Raw genomic sequence first — 17,049 nt, forward strand, 5'->3', positions numbered from 1 at the left:
AATCGTATTCACCCTTGTTTTATTCGGGTGATATGTTCTATACAGGCTATGATGACGACTTTACAGGACGATTTAACGAAGACATTGTGGCCGAATGGGATCATTACCTCGGAGGCACCATCAACAAAGAAAAACTGAGTTATCTGATATTAAATGATAGTTCGAGAACGACAGTAGAGAATATGTATAATGTGGCTTTTAATAAAAAGAAACCCACTCTTTCCGATTCTAAAATCGATCTGAAAAATAAAAAAGTAAAAGACTTTTTAGAGTTTATGTATTATGCCCGACAAATTGATCAGTATACTACAGCGCAATATGATCCATGGGATGCCAACGAAAAGCCTGTCTCACGAGTATCGCCGCAGTTGATCAAAACGGTAGAAACAAAATTTGAACAAACACAGGATGCGTTCCTGAAAAACAGATATTGGTTTCAAACCATGAAGGCTTATTTTTATAGCAATTCGAAACCGGAAACGATCACTTTTTTTGAAAAGACCCAAAACAGTGTGCCTAAAAATACGCTGTATTACCGCGGACTTTCATATGTTGCCGGGAGCTATTACAAACAACAAAACTATGTAAAAGCCAATTACGGCTATGCGGTGGTATTTGATAAATGTCCGGCACTTCGTCAGACGACGGCCTATAATTTCCACCCGCAGGAGCAATCCGATTTTAACGCTTCGCTACAGTTAGCCCAGAATACGGATGAAAAAACAGCATTGTGGGCGCTTTTGGGGTATTATGCCGATGAACAAAAAGCGATTGCCGAGATCTATAAGCTAAATCCAAAAAGCGAACATCTGGAATATCTGTTAACACGTCTTGTGAATAAAGAAGAAATCCGACTAAACGATGATGAGTTTAGGACAATTCCAGAATATAAAAAGAAGATCAATGAGAAGCTGAACAAAGACATGGTCGCTATGGTTGATAAAATTGCAGACGAATCCCAAACGGCAAAGCCCTATTTGTGGAATAGCGCAGCTGGCTACCTGAATATCTTTAAAGGCGATTATAAAAGAGCTGCCAAACTGTTTGATAAAGCTGAAAGCAAGGCACCGAAAAGTGAGCTCTCAGACAGACAATTTCGTCTTTTAAAATTGATCAACACTATTAGCACAACCACTAAAATGAATGCGAAATCGGAAGCAGCACTGTTAAAAGAGCTTAAGTGGTTGTATCTGGAACTTCCGAATGTGGAAAATGAGCTTGCTTATTTTCGTTATTATAAAGCCAAAGAATGGAGTGCCCGTTATATTGCATCGTTGTATGCCTCACAGAAAAATGGTGTAATGGCAGAATTGTTTTTACGCGATAAAACGTATTATCATAAACCGGAAAGCCAGGAAGCCATGAAAGCTTTTTTAAGCAAATCCAATAAAAGCGAATGGGAGCAAATGGCTTTGAAGCTTTATAATGTGACGTTGTCGGATATTTACGATTATCAGGGTGTGATAAGCGCTTATAACAATAAAATCGATCAGGCAATTAGCTATATGGAACAGTCCGAAAGAAGTAAAGATTCGTTATGGGGGAATCCGTTTAATGGTAAGATTAGGGATTGTAACGATTGCGATCATGTGGCCTATCAGAAGGTGAAATATACCAAGCTTTCTTTTTTACAAAAAATAAAAGAAATGCAGGATAAGCTGACAAAAGGTGAGGACGTATATAGTAATAACCTTTTATTGGGTAATGCCTTTTATAATATGACCTATTATGGTAATGCCCGTGCTTTTTACGATGACGTTATCATGGCGCAATGGGGAAACTATATCGATGAATTTTACCAACCGATTCTGTTAAGCACAGCACTGGCGAATGAGTATTATAAAAAGGCCTTTGCGGCAGCAACCAATCCGGAACAAAAAGCAAGATGTATGTATATGATGGCCAAATGCGAACGGAACGATTTCTATTCCGGACGGTATCATACCAGGGATACTTATTACCGACAAGCGGAAGTAAGCTTTTTGGCCTGGAATGGGTTTCAAAAACTAAAATCGGATTATTCCAATACCGAGTATTATAAAGAAGTGATCAAAGAATGCGGCTATTTCCGGAAATACCTCGGAATGGAATAATTCCAAAAGTTGAAGCCGTAAAGCCTTTAATAATTAAATGAAAGTGAAGCAAATAATTGCAATCATCCTATTCGTAGGATTGTTTTCGGCCTGTTCGGATAAGTCGGAAAAAGGGGAGCCAAACGTGGCATTCTATTACTGGAAAACAATTTTTAAACTAACGGAAAACGAAAAAAAGGTATTGTCGGAGAATAACGTCGGTAAAATCTATATCCGTTATTTCGATATTGGTCTTAAGGGGAAAGAAGCCATACCGGTATCACCGATACGCTTTTCCGAAAAACCGGATCCGTATAAAATTGTTCCGGTGGTGTATATCAAAAATGAAGTCATGCTCGAACCGACAGTCGACTTGGAAAAGTTGGCTGAAAATGTCAATACCTATGTCGGAAAAGTCAATGCGAAATACGGAATTGCGTGGGATGAAATTCAGGTGGATTGCGACTGGACGTTAAATAGTAAAGACCGTTATTTAAAATTTGTCGAACATTTAAAGTTGGTTAGTGCCAAAAGGTTGTCGGCGACCATTCGGTTACATCAGGTGAAATATTTTAATAAAACCGGAATTCCCAATGTCGACAAAGGCGTGTTGATGTACTACAATATGGGAAGTATCGCGCCCGATAATCGGAATTCTATTTATGATCGGGAAGTGGCACAAAGCTATATCAAAAGCCTGAAAAAATTTCCATTGGCACTCGACGTGGCTTTGCCAATATATAGCTGGGGAATTCATATCCGGAATCATCGGGTGATCAAAGTGATCAGTAAAATTGATGTGGCGGCTCTTAAAAACGATCCGCATTTTAGAAAAACGGATGACATGTATTTTACCGTAGTGGAAAGCGTTATCCGCGGTGGCAATTATTTTAAAGAAGGCGATCAGCTAAAAATGGAATCCATTTCAAAAGACGATCTGGAAAATATGGCCGATGATCTACGTGATAATCTGGCAAACCGCCCGGATGAAATTATATTTTATGACTTGGACGACTTTAATATAACTCCTTATCATAAGGAACAAAACATCTTTAAAAAAGTAGCGGCCTGGTTTTAGTTGTTTAAGAGACGGGGTTATTTTGAGAAATAAAAAAACAAAAAGGAGGCTTCATCAAGCCTCCTTTTTTCATGATTTATCTGGAATGATTAGCGTTTTATCTGAACCCGGATTCCTTTGGTATGGCTCGTAAATTCCGGAGCATACATGCTTTGTATCGTCGTGATGCCATTGGAAAAATGACCACTGTTATTGGCGCGTACATCATATTCGATAACATAGACTCCTTTTCTGATCTGATCGAAAAAGAAGTGGGTGGCGGCATCACGGGTACTTTGCGAGTAACTCAAATCTTGTTTCCATTGATAACCGGAAAGTACATTTACCGGCTCAAAACCGGAAGCTCTCATATCTTTTAAATGAATATATTCGATATCCTCAGTCGCTTTGATGATAATGCGAACGGTAACAAGATCACCGACTTTAATGCTCTTTTCTGGTGTAATTTGTTCCAACTGTATACCTTTATCGGTTGTTTTCTTTAGGTATAATTCTTTGGAAGTTGATAAACCGCTTCCGCTTTGTGTTTTAATTTTATCAAGATCTTCAAAATATTGCCAGTAGTAACCACCATAACCCGGAACTTTCGATTTATTTTCGATGCTGATAGTCGCCATCTCCGGACTGATTTCTTTTTGATTCCAGTTGAGTTTGATATAACCGGTCTCGGCTTCTTTCTGATTTTCGTTCCGTTTTTTAGACATTATTTTTTCATTTCCGACTTTAAAAACGGTGTTGTCCTTTTCCGAAAGCCAATTGTCACCATACGATAATAAAGCATAAATCGCTTCGGTAGTGGCTTTGGTTGTTGGCCAGCTTTGTCCTTGTTTGTTTTTTAGTAACCATACTTTCATCGCTTCAATCGCGGTTTTATCTTCGGTTATTTCAGCGAATGCTTCGATCAGCATCGCCTGAGTTTCTATTGGCGCCTGATACCAGTACCATCCTGATTTATTGGTAATCCAATACATACCGAAATCAGTATTGTTAGCCGCCGTTTCTTTTAAACCGGTTATAATAGTTGCCGCCGTTTTCGGGTCATTAAAACGATTGAAAACTAATGCTGCTAATGCTTTTTCATAAAGTGAATAATTCAGCCAGTTTTTTCGCGAAGCTTCCAGCTGTAAGTTAATCGCGTTTTGCTGTTCTGTATTCAAAGGATGACTGGTCAGATAGAAACTTCGGGCATAGAGGTAATAGAGATTATCACAATCTTGTCTATTTAGTCCGGAAGTTTTTAATTGCTCTTTATGATTGTACATAAATTTGGAATCGATATACTGAATTCCCGGATCTGTGATGCTTTTAAATCGTGATTTGATATCCTCTTTAAGTTGTATTTTGGAAAGATGCCCGAAACCGGCCATAATATGACGGGTAATATAATAGCTTTCATCTCCATTTTGAAACCACGGAAAACCTCCGGATGCTTTTTGTTTTTCTTTTAACTTATCAAAAATAACATCAGTAGAAATTACCATTTTATCCAGGTCGAATAATAAAGCCAGACTTTTTTTCTTTTCAGCGTCAGACTGAGAATCGCGTAACCACGGTGTTTCAGCCAGTATAATGGATTTTAATTCTTCGTTTTGTTCCAGTTTGGAAATACTTTTTCCGTCTTTTCTCCAGTTTTCAAAAAGCGTTGCAATTTTAGGATTACTATTGATAATCTGTGTAGCCAGTACATTGGAATAATATCGGGCAAATGTTTGTTCGGAGCATTCGTGTTCATATTCCATTAAGTACGGTAACGCTTGTAATGCCAGCCAGGTCGGATTGGAAGTATATTCCAGTGTAATCTGGTGATTGCGAAGCGTTTTTGAAGTATTGTTCTTTAAATTATCAAGTGTATACGTTTTTTTACTGTCGCCGCGAACCCAAAGCGGGATACTTTCGGTAACAAATAGCGTATTGGTAAGCACCGGAAGTATATTTTCTTCACCATCGCTAAAGCTACCGGATTTGGCTACTACTTTATATTGGATACCTTGAACGCCTTCCGGAATAATAATCTTCCAGCTCACTTCCGAATTGCCTTTGGCCGGGATAATAAAGTTTTTGATGTTGTTTTGATTGGCCGTTTTATGATCGATCGGTTCCATTGTTGTAGCGTCAAAAAGTTGTAAAGCAGCAATTCCGGATTTTGAATCGAAGGTCATATTCGCAATTTTAGCGCTGATAAAAAGTGTGTCTTTCTCACGGAAAAAACGAGGAAAGTTAGGGGTTATCATCAACTCTTTCTGCGTAATTATCTGATCTTCATAATAAGCTGATTTTCCTTTTTTGTTATGACCGAAAAGGCGAAGTTTCCATTTCGTTAAAGACTCCGGTGAAGTAAACGAAAATTTGATTCTCCCCTCTTTATCCGTTTTTAAATGCGGATAGAAAAAAGCTGTTTCATTAAAGTTTTTCCGAGTTTTTACCTCAGCAATTTCCGTTAGCGCTTTTTTTGTTGTTATCACTAAAACACCGTTAGCGCCGGCGGAACCGTATAAGGCTGTTCCTTGAGAACCTTTTAACAGAGTAGTCGATAAAAGGTCGGAACCGGGTAGATTTTCCAGTGTACTGGCATCAACTATTTTTCCGTCGACTACAATTAAAAGCGGTTTATCGTTTTCATTTATAGTACGCGGAGCTCTGATCGCAATAGGTGGCGCTTGACTAACCTGAAGACCGCTTACTTTTCCGGTTAGCGCCTGAAGCATATTGACATCCGATAATTTGTTAGCCAGATTAGCGGCCAGTATAGCCTCTTTTCTGGCCTTTATTCCCATAGCACCGACAACCACTTCATTAAGATGTTTGGACTCAGATGCTAATGTTACATTTTGGGTTTTATCTTTTATAACCACCGACTTGGTTTCCATTCCCACAAAACTATAGGTCAGTATATCGCCTATAGATGCCGTTATCGTATAATAACCATCCATGTCGGTTTGGGTACCTTGTCTTGTTCCGTTTACAACAATTGCAACGCCCGGTAACGGCAATCCGCCTTCCGAAACAATACCGCTGATTGTTTTGGCATTGGCCGGTGTTTTGGTTTTTCCGGAATCAACCAGTTTTTTATAAAGTAGTAGGGCATATGGATCATTCGGGTTCGCAAAATTAAATCCGAACCAGATAAGACTGTTTGGTTTGTCTGAGATATCCGAATAATAAGAAGCGGTATCGGAATAGAAAGATAAAGATCCGTACTCATTCCCAAAACCTATTTTAGATTTCTCCGGAACATAACGGTTATAATTACGGAATGATGTCAGTTGTTCCCACTCGGTTTTGGTAAACTGATCCAGTGAACTGTCATACATTGATGCTAAAACTTCGGCTTCTTTTTTGTTTTTTATCCGGAATATCCAGTTTTCATGACTTCCGGGCTCAATCTTATTTCGGATACTTTCAACTTCAAAAGCTAAAGATTCCTCTTCTTCCTGAATGTCGGAGATAACGGTTTCCGTAACCACTTCATTATCAAATAAAGTTTGAAATTGTGTTTTGATCATTCCTTTAGCGCCAGTTTTTACAGGAACCTGTATAATCGCTTGTTTGTTTTGGAGTTGGAATGTTTCTCTGTAATATTGTATGCCGTTAGAATAAACATCGGCATTCAGATACAAATCGGCAAAATTGGACACGATTTCCAATTTTATGAATCCGTCTTTTAACGGAGTAGGGTTGACTTGTTTTACCGTAAATAATCGGTCGGATGGTTTTTGTTTGTCCTTTTGCTGGAATAATTTAAAGTTAGCTGTGTTTTCAATCGAATGGCCGAGTGAATCTTTAGTTGAAAACGCAACCGTGTAATTTCCGGTTTTCCAATCCGACATAAAATCCAACGGGATTTTGCGATCCAATTGTGTATTCACATTTCTTTTTAGGACAACGGTTTTCGGAATCGAATCATTGTCACGTTTTTCATAAGGGAATACGGAATCGAAGGTACTGTCGTCTATCGATTTTATTTCCGGATTATATCCTTTTCTTTTCCATTTGTTGCTTATCGGAGCGGTATAATAAAATGTCAATGTACCTTTAGTAGGAATAAACGAATCATTCAGGTTTTCACTGTTTAATTGCAGGAATTCTTTCTTTCCGGTTTCGATTACCTGCGGAAGATTAAGTTCCAGGTTTAGCATATGATAACCCGCTTTTACCGTGGTTTTATTGCTTCTGGTTTCCCCGTTAATGTCGGTTATATCAACCGTAACGTCATAATTAAATACCGGGCGTTTTTCCGGTCCGTATTCAGTGTCCGGTTCCGCATTAAAGACCACTGTAAAATTACCGTTGCTATCGGTTTGCGTTTCGCCTTTGGCTATAAAAGGACTCTCCTCCTGATAGTAATATCTCGATCGGACAAATCGTTTGATAATATAGGTCACTTTGGCATCACTGATCGTACTGCCCGAAAGTGCTTTGGCTGTTCCTTTTATTGTAATTTCCTGATTAACGGCATACGTTTTTGTTACAGGCGCAAAAGTGATCTGAAAGTTGGGTCTTTTGTATTCTTCGACGTTAAAATCGATGGTTTTGCTATAGGAGTTCATTTTGTCCCAAAACGGATGTTCATCTTCTGCTTTATTATAAAGAGGATCGTTTTCAACCGTATCCGGTTCTTCAGCTTCAATTGAATATGACCCGGTTGCGCCGTTTTTAGGTAAAATAAATTTACCGGAAAAAGAACCGAATTCATTTGTTTTGGCTTCTAATGTTTCTACTGTTTTGTTATTCGGATCAGTGAGATTTACTTTTACAGTAAGATTAGGGATAATTTCTGTTGTATTGTTTTTGTCCCACAATGCGATTCCTTTGTAATAAACGGGTTGTCCGGGTCTATAGATAGCCCTGTCGAGAAAAAGCTGGATTGTTGCATTGGAAATGGAATCGTTTGTGCTGTTATTCCGGTTAAAGTAACTGTCAATATAAGTTTGGCTTACATATAAAGAATCGTTATTTTGTGTTGCCAGAATAGAATCATTATAGGAATAATTAGAAGGTTCCCATTTAATGCTGGTGCGACCTTCAGCATTGGTTTGTGCTGTAAAATTTTTACCGGAAATAATCACTTTTTCCATTGGTTTTCCGGTTTTTCGGTGCAATGCTTCAAAATATAATTGGTCGTTTTTGACATAACTAAGTAATCCGATATCGCTAACAATTAAAATATTTTCGTTTGTTTCTCTGGAATAGGTTTTATCCGGACTATCATAATCAATCATATACGTTCCTGTTGTCAGATCCGGTAACATTATTTCGGTAGTATATTCGAAATAATCACCTTTGTTTTGTAACGGATACGTGATGGTTTTTATCGGTTTTCTCGAGTTACGGATTGTTTTTTGGATACTATCCCTTACAGCAGAAGAAATGTTATACAAGGATGTAACTTCCCGATGGTTTATTTTATAAAAGGAAAGTGTGCAATTATTCAGATTTTTATAGTGAATAAGCGCTCGTGCATGCTGCTCGTTGTACGTGTATTTTAATAATTGAATTGAAAAAGATTCCCGGGTTAAAAAGTAACGGTCGTTTGCCGCTTTTTTATAGGTATTGGACTTTCCTAAAGCTAATAAACTGTCATATGTTTTTAACGCCAGTTGGTTATAATCCTGATGGTCTTTTTTAGAGGCATGTAACAGATACAGCGATGCTTTTCGATATAAAACATTTTGAAGAGTCAATGTATCTGTATTTTGTTTCGGGAATCGATTCAGTATTTTAAGATATTGAAGCCCTTCGACGTCAAAGACAGACTGTAAATCGTCCAATCGTTTCAATTGGTATTTTGAGCGTAAAACAGGATTGTTTTCCAGTTTTTGATATAAGCTTATGCTGTTTTTTAAATCATCATTTTTGATTGACTGTAGGTTGTTTTTACGGAAATTATCGGAAGTGTCAAATAGCGATAGCCATTCCTTTTCTGTGTTTTTCAGATGCGAACCTTTTATCGCTGCGATATAACGCTGAATAGCCTCACTAGCTAAAAAATCATAAAGCGTATACTTTTTGAAGTCTTCGTATTTTTCAAAGTCAATAACATTTTCATACTGCGTTAACGGCGTTTTTAATAACACGTTTTCCGCTTCAATTGATTTCTGATAAGCAATTTGTATTGTATCCTGAAGCATGTTAAGCGGCCAGCTTCTATAGTCGGCTTCAGGAGTGTAATCGACATTAGATAGCTTAGCGATTTTATATCCGTTTTTGACTAAATGGGATTCAAGACATTGGGCGTAGATATAGTATAACAGTGATTGTGTAGGAATGCTACTGTTTTTGATATCGCTTTTTAAGTTGGCAATGATTTTTACACCGGCATCTTCTTCCAATGTCTGCATGTATTTTGACGAATAAAAGAAGGCTTTAACCATTTCGGCTTCATTTCCCCGGGATTTGGCTTTTTTGTAAATATATTGGACTTCGGTATTGGCCGAACGGATTTTTCCTTCCCGTTCGAGTGCAATGACTTTATCCCATTTTTTATCAAATTTCTGGGCATATAATAGTGTCGAGAAGAATAGGGCAAAAACAAATGTAATTTTTCTCATGGGTAGGAATTTTTAAGCAAGATACTATAAAGTTTAAATATTCTCTAATCGTTATAAAAAAGGATGTATTTTGTTATTTTTGAATGATGAAGCAATGGATTTACATAGGATTGTTAGTGCCTTTTTTATCGTGGTCACAAGGTGATTTGGGAAAAGGTATACAGTTGTTTGAACAGGCGCGCTATGAAGAAGCACGACCTTATTTCAATGCGATTGTCAAAGAAGATCCGGATAATGCCAAAGCGATAGTATATTTAGGTGATATTGCGGCGCATCAGCAACAATGGGACGAAGCCATTTCGTGTTATCAAAAACTAAAAGTGCGGTATCCTAAAAATGCGGAGTACTATTATAAGTATGGCGGTGCGATGGCGATGAAGGCAAAGTCGGTTAGTAAATTCAAAGCATTGGGAATGATCGACGATATAGAAGAAGCCTTCCTGACAGCTGCTAAATTAAATCCGAAGCATATAGAATCGCGTTGGGCTTTGATAATTTTTTATCTGGAAATCCCAGGAATATTGGGCGGAAGTGAAAAAAAAGCGCAACGCTATTCCGATGAACTAATGGCGATTTCACCGGTGGACGGTTATCTTTCCAAAGGTCATATTGCCGAATATTTTAAGCGTTATTCCGAAGCGGAAAAATATTTTATCAAAGCGGTGGCTATTGGTCAGTCAAAAGTGACCTACCAACGTCTGGCCGATTTGTATAAAAATAAAATGAAGATGCCGGAAAAAGCAAAACAAACCTTAGATTTGTATCAAAAGAAAAAAACATAAAAATGCGTACACATTTTATCGCTATCGGAGGAAGTGCCATGCACAATCTGGCACTGGCTTTACATAGCAAAGGATATAAGGTAACCGGAAGTGATGATGCTATTTTCGAACCTTCCAAAACCCGTTTAAAAAACAAAGGATTATTACCGGAAGAAATGGGATGGTTCCCGGAGAAAATCACATCCGATATCGAAGCGGTTATTTTGGGAATGCACGCCAAAGCCGATAATCCCGAATTGTTAAAAGCACAGGAATTGGGATTGAAAATTTATTCGTATCCTGAATTTTTGTACGAACAGTCAAAAGATAAAACCCGGGTTGTAATTGGCGGTTCCCACGGGAAAACAACCATTACTTCAATGATTCTTCATGTAATGCATTATCATAATATTGATGTGGATTATATGGTGGGAGCACAATTAGAAGGGTTTGATACCATGGTTCACCTTACTACCGATAATGATTTTATCGTTCTGGAAGGCGATGAATACTTGTCATCTCCAATGGATCCAAGACCGAAATTTCACTTATACCAACCGAATATTGCATTGATCAGCGGAATTGCCTGGGATCATATCAATGTGTTTCCGACTTATGAAAATTATGTAGAGCAATTCTCGATTTTTATCCGGAAAATTACCAATGGCGGTATATTGGTTTATAATGAAAATGATCCGGAAGTAAAAAGAGTAGCCGAAGAAGCGACCAATCCGATCCGGAAAATTCCATACCATACTCCGGAGTATACCGTGGAAGACGGAACAACGTTATTGGCAACACCGGAAGGGCCAATGCCAATTGAAGTTTTCGGAGCGCATAACCTGAATAATCTTGCCGGAGCAAAATGGATTTGCCAGAATATGGGTGTCGATGAAGCCGATTTTTACGAAGCCATTGCGAGTTTTAAAGGCGCTTCCAAACGTTTGGAGAAAATCGCGGAAGGAAAAGGTAAGGTTGCCTATAAGGATTTTGCACATTCGCCGAGTAAAGTGGCCGCGACGACTAAAGCGGTAAAAGAACAATATCCAAACCGAAATCTGATAGCTTGTCTGGAGTTGCATACCTATAGTAGTTTGAATGCCGAATTTTTAAAAGAATACCAAGGAGCACTCAATGCTGCCGATACGGCTGTTGTTTTTTATTCGCCGGAAGCGGTTCAGATCAAACGATTGGAAACAATAACCTACGAACAGATTGCTAAAGCATTCAATAGGGAAGACCTGATTATTTATACCAATCCGGAAGATTTTAAACAGTATCTTTTTAATCTTAACCTGGATAATACGGCACTTTTATTAATGAGTTCCGGAAATTACGGCGGACTGGATTTCGACGATGTGAAGAAATTAATACAGTAATAAAAAAGGATTGGCTTTCGCTAATCCTTTTCTGTTTTATAGGTATAGTGTCCGGTAATCGGATACTTAAAAAGAAAATCTTCCAACACTTGTCCGCGGCCTACATTGTGAACAATCAGATGGCGTTTTCCGTCTTTTGATTTTCGATGTACAACGATGCCGATATGGGGTAAGGCTCCGGGAAGCATCCAGGTAACAATATCTCCGGTAGTATAATCGGACGGATTAGCGGTAATCGGTTTGACTTTTCCAAAACGGGAAAAGTAAACCTGAAGATTGGGAACTCTTCTGTGATCAATATTCGTGTCCGGTTTTTTTAAACCCCATTTCGAAGGATACTTCGAAAAGTTTTTTTGCATATCCACATGAACCTCCTTCTGTAAATCAATCCCAAGCTTCCGGTAAGCTCTGATAATTACATCCGTACAAACGCCCTTATCCGACGGGACATCCCCATTTGGATATCCAATTTTTCGATACACCGGATCATACGTCACCCGATCCTTTGTTAATACCATAGCCGCTTCGGATAATTTTTGAGAGGGGTGAAACTGGCTGTTTATGGCTGTTATTGGGTAGGTTAGGAATAGAAAAACCAGAAAAAAATTCATAACTTTATTTTTATTAGAATAACGGACTTTGAACGAAACTAGTATTAAACAAAAAATATACGCCAAAATGAAAGTAATCAACTATATCCCAATTAAAGACTGGGCACCTTCCGATCAACCCAGAGAAAAACTAATCGAAAAAGGCCGAACCATTTTAAGCAACACCGAATTGCTAACCATTCTGATACGATCTGGTAGTGAAAAAGAAAGCGCTCTGGATCTCTCTAAAAAAATTCTGGGCAGCCTTGATAATAATTTAAACGCTTTAGGGAAGCTATCCATCAAACAATTAATGTCCTTTAAAGGCATTGGTGAAGCAAAAGCAGTAACCATAATCGCAGCCTTGGAATTAGGGAGAAGAAGAAAAGCCGAAGCCAGTAAATGGAACCTCCCGATTATTATGTCCAGCAAATCCGTTTTTACAATTATGCAACCGATCCTCGGAGAACTGGGGCATGAAGAATTCTGGATTCTCCTCTTAGATAACTCCAATAAAGCAATTCATAAATACCAAATCAGTAAGGGAGGTTTGGTGGCTACCCTTGTGGATCCAAGACTGATTTTTAAAACTGCCCTTGAATATAGCGCAACCGGTGTGATCTTAGTTCATAACCATCCTTCCGGATCTCTAAAAGCCAGTGAAACCGATATTAGTATCACTTATAAACTCAAAGAAGCCGGAGATTATCTGGATATTAAAGTACTCGATCATATTATCGTAACCGAAAACGAATACTTTAGCTTTCGGGACGAAGGATTACTCTAAAGCATTACATTCCGGACAAATTCCACTAATTAAAATTTGTTGCTCCCGAACGGTATAACCGGAAGGTAAATTAATCCGGATAGCAATAGACTCCATGCAAGTCGTTTTTTTACATTTTTCACAACTAAAGTGAACATGATCGTGATTGTGTTGGGACTGCTCTTTGGATTCACATTCCTTACATAAGGCATATTGAACCACTCCATCAAGGTTTGTAATTCTGTGGAGTTTTCCCTCGTCAACGAGTCGATCCAATGCCCGGTATATTGTAACCCTGTCATATGTGTTTCCAAAATGATTGTGGAAATCTTTATGGGCTAAGGCGGTATTTTGTGCCTTCAACAGTTCAAGTATCGCAGTTTTGGTACCTGAGCTACGTTCTCTTTTGATTTTTTTTTCAGCCATCTTTAAAATGAACAGGTTGTGCTATTGCTTTGTAAGCCTTTGCAACAAAATTACAAAAAATCAAAATACGATGCTTTGGTGTCAGAAAGGTTCATGATCGAAACGAAGCGATACTGTGGCTATTGAAAGAAACACTAGCTTTTGTTATATTATTCATAATAAAAAGAACCGGAACTAATTTTTTGTTATTTTTGATTGGCTTAGTATAAATAGCTCTTTAGGAGCTATTTTTTCGTTTAAAATAGCCTACATTGGATTTATTAAAAGCATTTGATAATGATTGCTACTAAAAATATTACGTTCTCATACGGGAAAGGGACTTCTTTTGCGTTTCCCAATATTAGCTGTTCTGATGGTGATACCATACTGATTACCGGTGGATCCGGAAAAGGAAAGACAACATTGCTACATCTTTTGGGTGGACTTTTACGACCTCAGGCAGGTGAAGTCCTTATAAATACTACCGATATCGGAATATTGTCTGAAAAAAAACTGGATCATTTCAGAGGGAAAAACATCGGACTGGTTTTACAGCAATCCTATTTTATAGGCGCATTATCCGTACTTGAAAATGTAGAACTGGCCTCCTGGTTAGCTTCGGGTAAGCAACGTACCGAAAAGGCTAAAGTGTTATTACAACATCTCGATCTCGAAAATCATATCCATAAGTTGCCTTCACAACTTAGTATTGGTCAGCAGCAACGGGTTTCGATAGCCAGAGCGTTGATCAACGAACCAAAAGTACTTTTAGCAGACGAACCGACTTCCAGTCTGGACGATGAAAATGCGTTTAAAGTTGCCGATTTACTGGATAATCTGGCTAAAGAATATCGTTCGGCACTGGTAATCGTGACACATGATTCCCGATTAAAGCAACGTTTTACCAATCAAATTACGCTGTCATGATTACAAAATTAGCCTGGAAAAATACCTGGTTTAAGCCACTCAATACAACGCTAAGCATTATTTTGCTAACAGCCAGTGTGGCGATTATTACAGTGTTAATTCTGTTGCAAAAACAATTTGAGGAAAAATTTTCCAGCAATGCCGATGGAATCGATTTGGTTTTAGGCGCGCAGGGAAGTCCGTTGCAACTTATTTTGTCTTCCGTATATCAGGTGGATGCACCGACCGGTAATATCGATTATCAGGAAGCCAAAAAATGGATGACAAACCCTTTTGTAAAGACAGCTATTCCACTGGCTTTTGGCGATAATTACCACGGCTTTAAAATTGTTGGAACCACTACCGATTATATGGAAAAGTATGCGGCAAAAGTAGTGTCGGGTAAAGCCTTTGAAAAGGATTTTGAGGTTGTTGTGGGAAGTGAAGTGGCGAAAAAACTAAACCTGAAAACCGGAGATAAATTTTTTGGATCCCATGGCGATGCCGAAGAAGGTGAGGTTCATGAAGAACATGCCTATCATATCGTTGGCGTATTATCGGAAACCGGAAAGGTAATCGATAACCTGATTCTTTCGAATATCCAGAGTGTTTGGGCGATGCACGATTCGCATGAACATGGCGAAGCCGAAATGCACGACCACGATCATGAAGGACATGACCACGATCACGATCATGCGGAAGCCGATCATCATCACGATGCAGTTGTAATTAGTGAGGAAGGAAAAGAGATTACAGCTGTTTTATTGAAATTCCGAAATAAAATGGGGATTGTAACCTGGCCGCGAATGATTCCGCAAAATACCAAAATGCAGGCGGCTTCACCGGCTATTGAAATCAACCGACTGTTTACTTTGTTTGGTGTCGGACTTCAGGCTTTGCAATACCTGGCGTATGGAATTATGCTGATATCCGGAATTAGTATTTTTATTGCTTTATACAATACATTAAAAGAACGAAAATATGAATTCGCCTTGTTGCGAGTGAACGGAGCAACCCGTTTTCAATTGCTGTATCTAGTCGTTATTGAGAGTTTGATCTTATGCGTACTGGGTTATCTTTCCGGCACAATAGTTGGAAGAGTAGCACTACTGTTTATTTCCGGTTCCTCCGAGGAAGAATTTAAAATGACATTTAACCCTTTTGAGTTTGTCTGGGAAAAAGAAGGATTCTTATTTTTACTGACTATATTTGTCGGTGTTTTAGCGGCTGTTATTCCGGCTGTTAAGGCGTACAAACTTAATATTTCAAAAACTTTGGCCAATGCGTAAAAAATCGATAGTAGTAATAGCCCTTACGGCACTGCTTTTAGTCCTGGAATACGGTTATACTCCGGAAAAAGCACAAAGCAACACACCTGCGGATACAAAAATGGAAAAAGCAGGATTCGTTAGTTTTACGAACAGCCGAAACACTATAGTAACGGCAAGTTCGGATACGCTTACCTGGAAATTGCTGGGTGATATTAAATATGTAAAAAAACAACATAAAACATACGGAGAAGTAATGTTCCCGCAGGTAAATGCGAAACTAAAACTAACCAATAAAAAGCGCATTGTGATGAGCGGGTTTATTATCCCGATCGATAACAAGTCCTATGCGTTAAGTAAAAATGTGTTTGCATCTTGTTTCTTTTGTGGTAAATCCGGGCCGGAAACCATTATGGGAATTAAGTTTAAAGGAGAAACACCAAAATTAAAAACCGACCAATATGTAACATTGGAAGGGAATTTCCGCTATAACGATAGCGATGTAGAAGACTGGGTTTATCACGTAGATGATGCCGTTATCGTTAAAGGAGCCAAATAAAATACAAGCATGAGATTTACGAATAAAACCGATATTTTTTTCGATCTGGATCATACCCTTTGGGATTTTGAAAAAAATTCTGCATTAGCTTTTGAAGCAATCTTCGAAAAGCATGCAATGCCTATTTCGATGGAAACTTTTCTGGAATACTATATTCCGATTAATTTTAAATACTGGAAACTGTATCAGGAAGAAAAAATTACACAACAGGAATTGCGATATTCCCGTTTTAGAGAGGTGTTTGACTTGTTACAATATCCAATCGACGATGCGAAAATCAATCTTTTAGCACAGGAATATATCTGGTATTTGCCAAAGTTCAATCACCTTTTTGATGGCGCTATCGAAATCCTGGATTATTTAAAACCGAAATACAACCTGCATATCATCACGAACGGATTCCATGAAGTTCAGGAAGGGAAACTCAAAAATGCCAATATCGACCATTATTTTATTACGATAACCAATTCGGAAAAAGCCGGAGTTAAAAAACCCAATCCGAAGATATTCGAATTTGCATTGGATCTTGCCCGAACGGATAAAGACAAAAGCGTGATGATTGGCGATAGCATGGAAGCCGATATCGAAGGGGCGTTAAATGTTGGGCTTGATGCCATCTTTTTTAGTGAATCCGACTATGGGGACGCTTTAAAAGTGCCACAGGTGCGTCACTTGTTAGAACTTAAAAAAATACTTTAGAATAGTAAATCAAACCAA

General features: G+C 38.4%; 12 protein-coding genes. 9 read left to right on the plus strand and 3 right to left on the minus strand.

Features of this window, described 5'->3' with window-relative positions; translation table 11 throughout:
* A partial coding sequence (locus Q1R07_RS01860; protein WP_300485389.1) for a hypothetical protein occupies positions 1-2,093 on the plus strand: 2,093 nt, incomplete at its 5' end.
* A gap of 37 nt (positions 2,094-2,130) precedes the next feature.
* A complete protein-coding gene (locus tag Q1R07_RS01865; protein WP_300485391.1) occupies positions 2,131-3,150 on the plus strand; it encodes a hypothetical protein in 1,020 nt (339 codons plus the stop codon).
* Between the two features lie 89 nt (positions 3,151-3,239).
* On the opposite strand, the gene Q1R07_RS01870 is transcribed toward Q1R07_RS01865, so the two are convergent.
* Positions 3,240-9,698 (minus strand): MG2 domain-containing protein, encoded by a 6,459-nt coding sequence (locus Q1R07_RS01870; protein ID WP_300485394.1) that lies wholly within the window; start codon positions 9,696-9,698, stop codon positions 3,240-3,242.
* A gap of 83 nt (positions 9,699-9,781) precedes the next feature.
* On the opposite strand from Q1R07_RS01870, the gene Q1R07_RS01875 reads away from it, so the two are divergent.
* Together Q1R07_RS01875 and Q1R07_RS01880 are read left to right on the plus strand one after the other, a co-directional pair.
* Positions 9,782-10,480, plus strand: coding sequence for a tetratricopeptide repeat protein (locus Q1R07_RS01875; protein ID WP_366526328.1), 699 nt, complete (start codon positions 9,782-9,784; stop codon positions 10,478-10,480).
* 2 nt (positions 10,481-10,482) lie between these two features.
* Complete coding sequence (locus Q1R07_RS01880; protein WP_300485396.1) at positions 10,483-11,838, plus strand: Mur ligase family protein; 1,356 nt, start codon at positions 10,483-10,485, stop codon at positions 11,836-11,838.
* A gap of 20 nt (positions 11,839-11,858) precedes the next feature.
* Here the strand turns inward: Q1R07_RS01880 and Q1R07_RS01885 are convergent, their stop codons facing one another.
* On the minus strand, positions 11,859-12,449 hold the full coding sequence (locus tag Q1R07_RS01885; protein ID WP_300485399.1) for a DUF1287 domain-containing protein: 591 nt from the start codon (positions 12,447-12,449) through the stop codon (positions 11,859-11,861).
* Positions 12,450-12,516: 67 nt separating this feature from the next.
* On the opposite strand from Q1R07_RS01885, the gene radC reads away from it, so the two are divergent.
* Positions 12,517-13,215, plus strand: coding sequence for a DNA repair protein RadC (gene radC / locus Q1R07_RS01890; RefSeq protein WP_300485401.1), 699 nt, complete (start codon positions 12,517-12,519; stop codon positions 13,213-13,215).
* On the opposite strand, the gene Q1R07_RS01895 is transcribed toward radC, so the two are convergent.
* Positions 13,207-13,620, minus strand: coding sequence for a Fur family transcriptional regulator (locus Q1R07_RS01895; RefSeq protein WP_300485403.1), 414 nt, complete (start codon positions 13,618-13,620; stop codon positions 13,207-13,209). The two genes, radC and Q1R07_RS01895, sit on opposite strands and share 9 nt — an antisense overlap.
* A gap of 276 nt (positions 13,621-13,896) precedes the next feature.
* Here Q1R07_RS01895 and Q1R07_RS01900 point away from each other — a divergent pair, with 276 nt between their 5' ends.
* The 4 genes from Q1R07_RS01900 to Q1R07_RS01915 are packed head-to-tail and all read left to right on the plus strand — an operon-like array spanning position 13,897 to position 17,031.
* Positions 13,897-14,526: an ATP-binding cassette domain-containing protein gene (locus tag Q1R07_RS01900; protein WP_300485404.1), complete on the plus strand. Its 630-nt coding sequence runs from the start codon at positions 13,897-13,899 to the stop codon at positions 14,524-14,526.
* Positions 14,523-15,794 (plus strand): FtsX-like permease family protein, encoded by a 1,272-nt coding sequence (locus Q1R07_RS01905; protein WP_300485406.1) that lies wholly within the window; start codon positions 14,523-14,525, stop codon positions 15,792-15,794. Before Q1R07_RS01900 ends, Q1R07_RS01905 begins: the two co-directional genes overlap by 4 nt.
* On the plus strand, positions 15,787-16,332 hold the full coding sequence (locus tag Q1R07_RS01910; protein WP_300485408.1) for a hypothetical protein: 546 nt from the start codon (positions 15,787-15,789) through the stop codon (positions 16,330-16,332). Before Q1R07_RS01905 ends, Q1R07_RS01910 begins: the two co-directional genes overlap by 8 nt.
* 9 nt (positions 16,333-16,341) lie before the next feature.
* Complete coding sequence (locus Q1R07_RS01915) at positions 16,342-17,031, plus strand: YjjG family noncanonical pyrimidine nucleotidase (RefSeq protein ID WP_136403032.1); 690 nt, start codon at positions 16,342-16,344, stop codon at positions 17,029-17,031.
* Positions 17,032-17,049: the final 18 nt, after the last annotated feature.

This window comes from Flavobacterium sp. (genome assembly GCF_030146175.1).
GTDB lineage: Bacteria > Bacteroidota > Bacteroidia > Flavobacteriales > Flavobacteriaceae > Flavobacterium.

What these genes read in the sequence shown, in the direction of transcription:
- Q1R07_RS01865 (WP_300485391.1), top strand. Translation starts at nt 2,131, where the DNA reads ATGAAAGTGAAGCAAATAATTGCAATCATCCTATTCGTAGGATTGTTT.
- Q1R07_RS01870 (WP_300485394.1), bottom strand. Translation starts at nt 9,698, where the DNA reads ATGAGAAAAATTACATTTGTTTTTGCCCTATTCTTCTCGACACTATTA.
- Q1R07_RS01875 (WP_366526328.1), top strand. Translation starts at nt 9,782, where the DNA reads ATGATGAAGCAATGGATTTACATAGGATTGTTAGTGCCTTTTTTATCG.
- Q1R07_RS01880 (WP_300485396.1), top strand. Translation starts at nt 10,483, where the DNA reads ATGCGTACACATTTTATCGCTATCGGAGGAAGTGCCATGCACAATCTG.
- Q1R07_RS01885 (WP_300485399.1), bottom strand. Translation starts at nt 12,449, where the DNA reads ATGAATTTTTTTCTGGTTTTTCTATTCCTAACCTACCCAATAACAGCC.
- radC (WP_300485401.1), top strand. Translation starts at nt 12,517, where the DNA reads ATGAAAGTAATCAACTATATCCCAATTAAAGACTGGGCACCTTCCGAT.
- Q1R07_RS01895 (WP_300485403.1), bottom strand. Translation starts at nt 13,620, where the DNA reads ATGGCTGAAAAAAAAATCAAAAGAGAACGTAGCTCAGGTACCAAAACT.
- Q1R07_RS01900 (WP_300485404.1), top strand. Translation starts at nt 13,897, where the DNA reads ATGATTGCTACTAAAAATATTACGTTCTCATACGGGAAAGGGACTTCT.
- Q1R07_RS01905 (WP_300485406.1), top strand. Translation starts at nt 14,523, where the DNA reads ATGATTACAAAATTAGCCTGGAAAAATACCTGGTTTAAGCCACTCAAT.
- Q1R07_RS01910 (WP_300485408.1), top strand. Translation starts at nt 15,787, where the DNA reads ATGCGTAAAAAATCGATAGTAGTAATAGCCCTTACGGCACTGCTTTTA.
- Q1R07_RS01915 (WP_136403032.1), top strand. Translation starts at nt 16,342, where the DNA reads ATGAGATTTACGAATAAAACCGATATTTTTTTCGATCTGGATCATACC.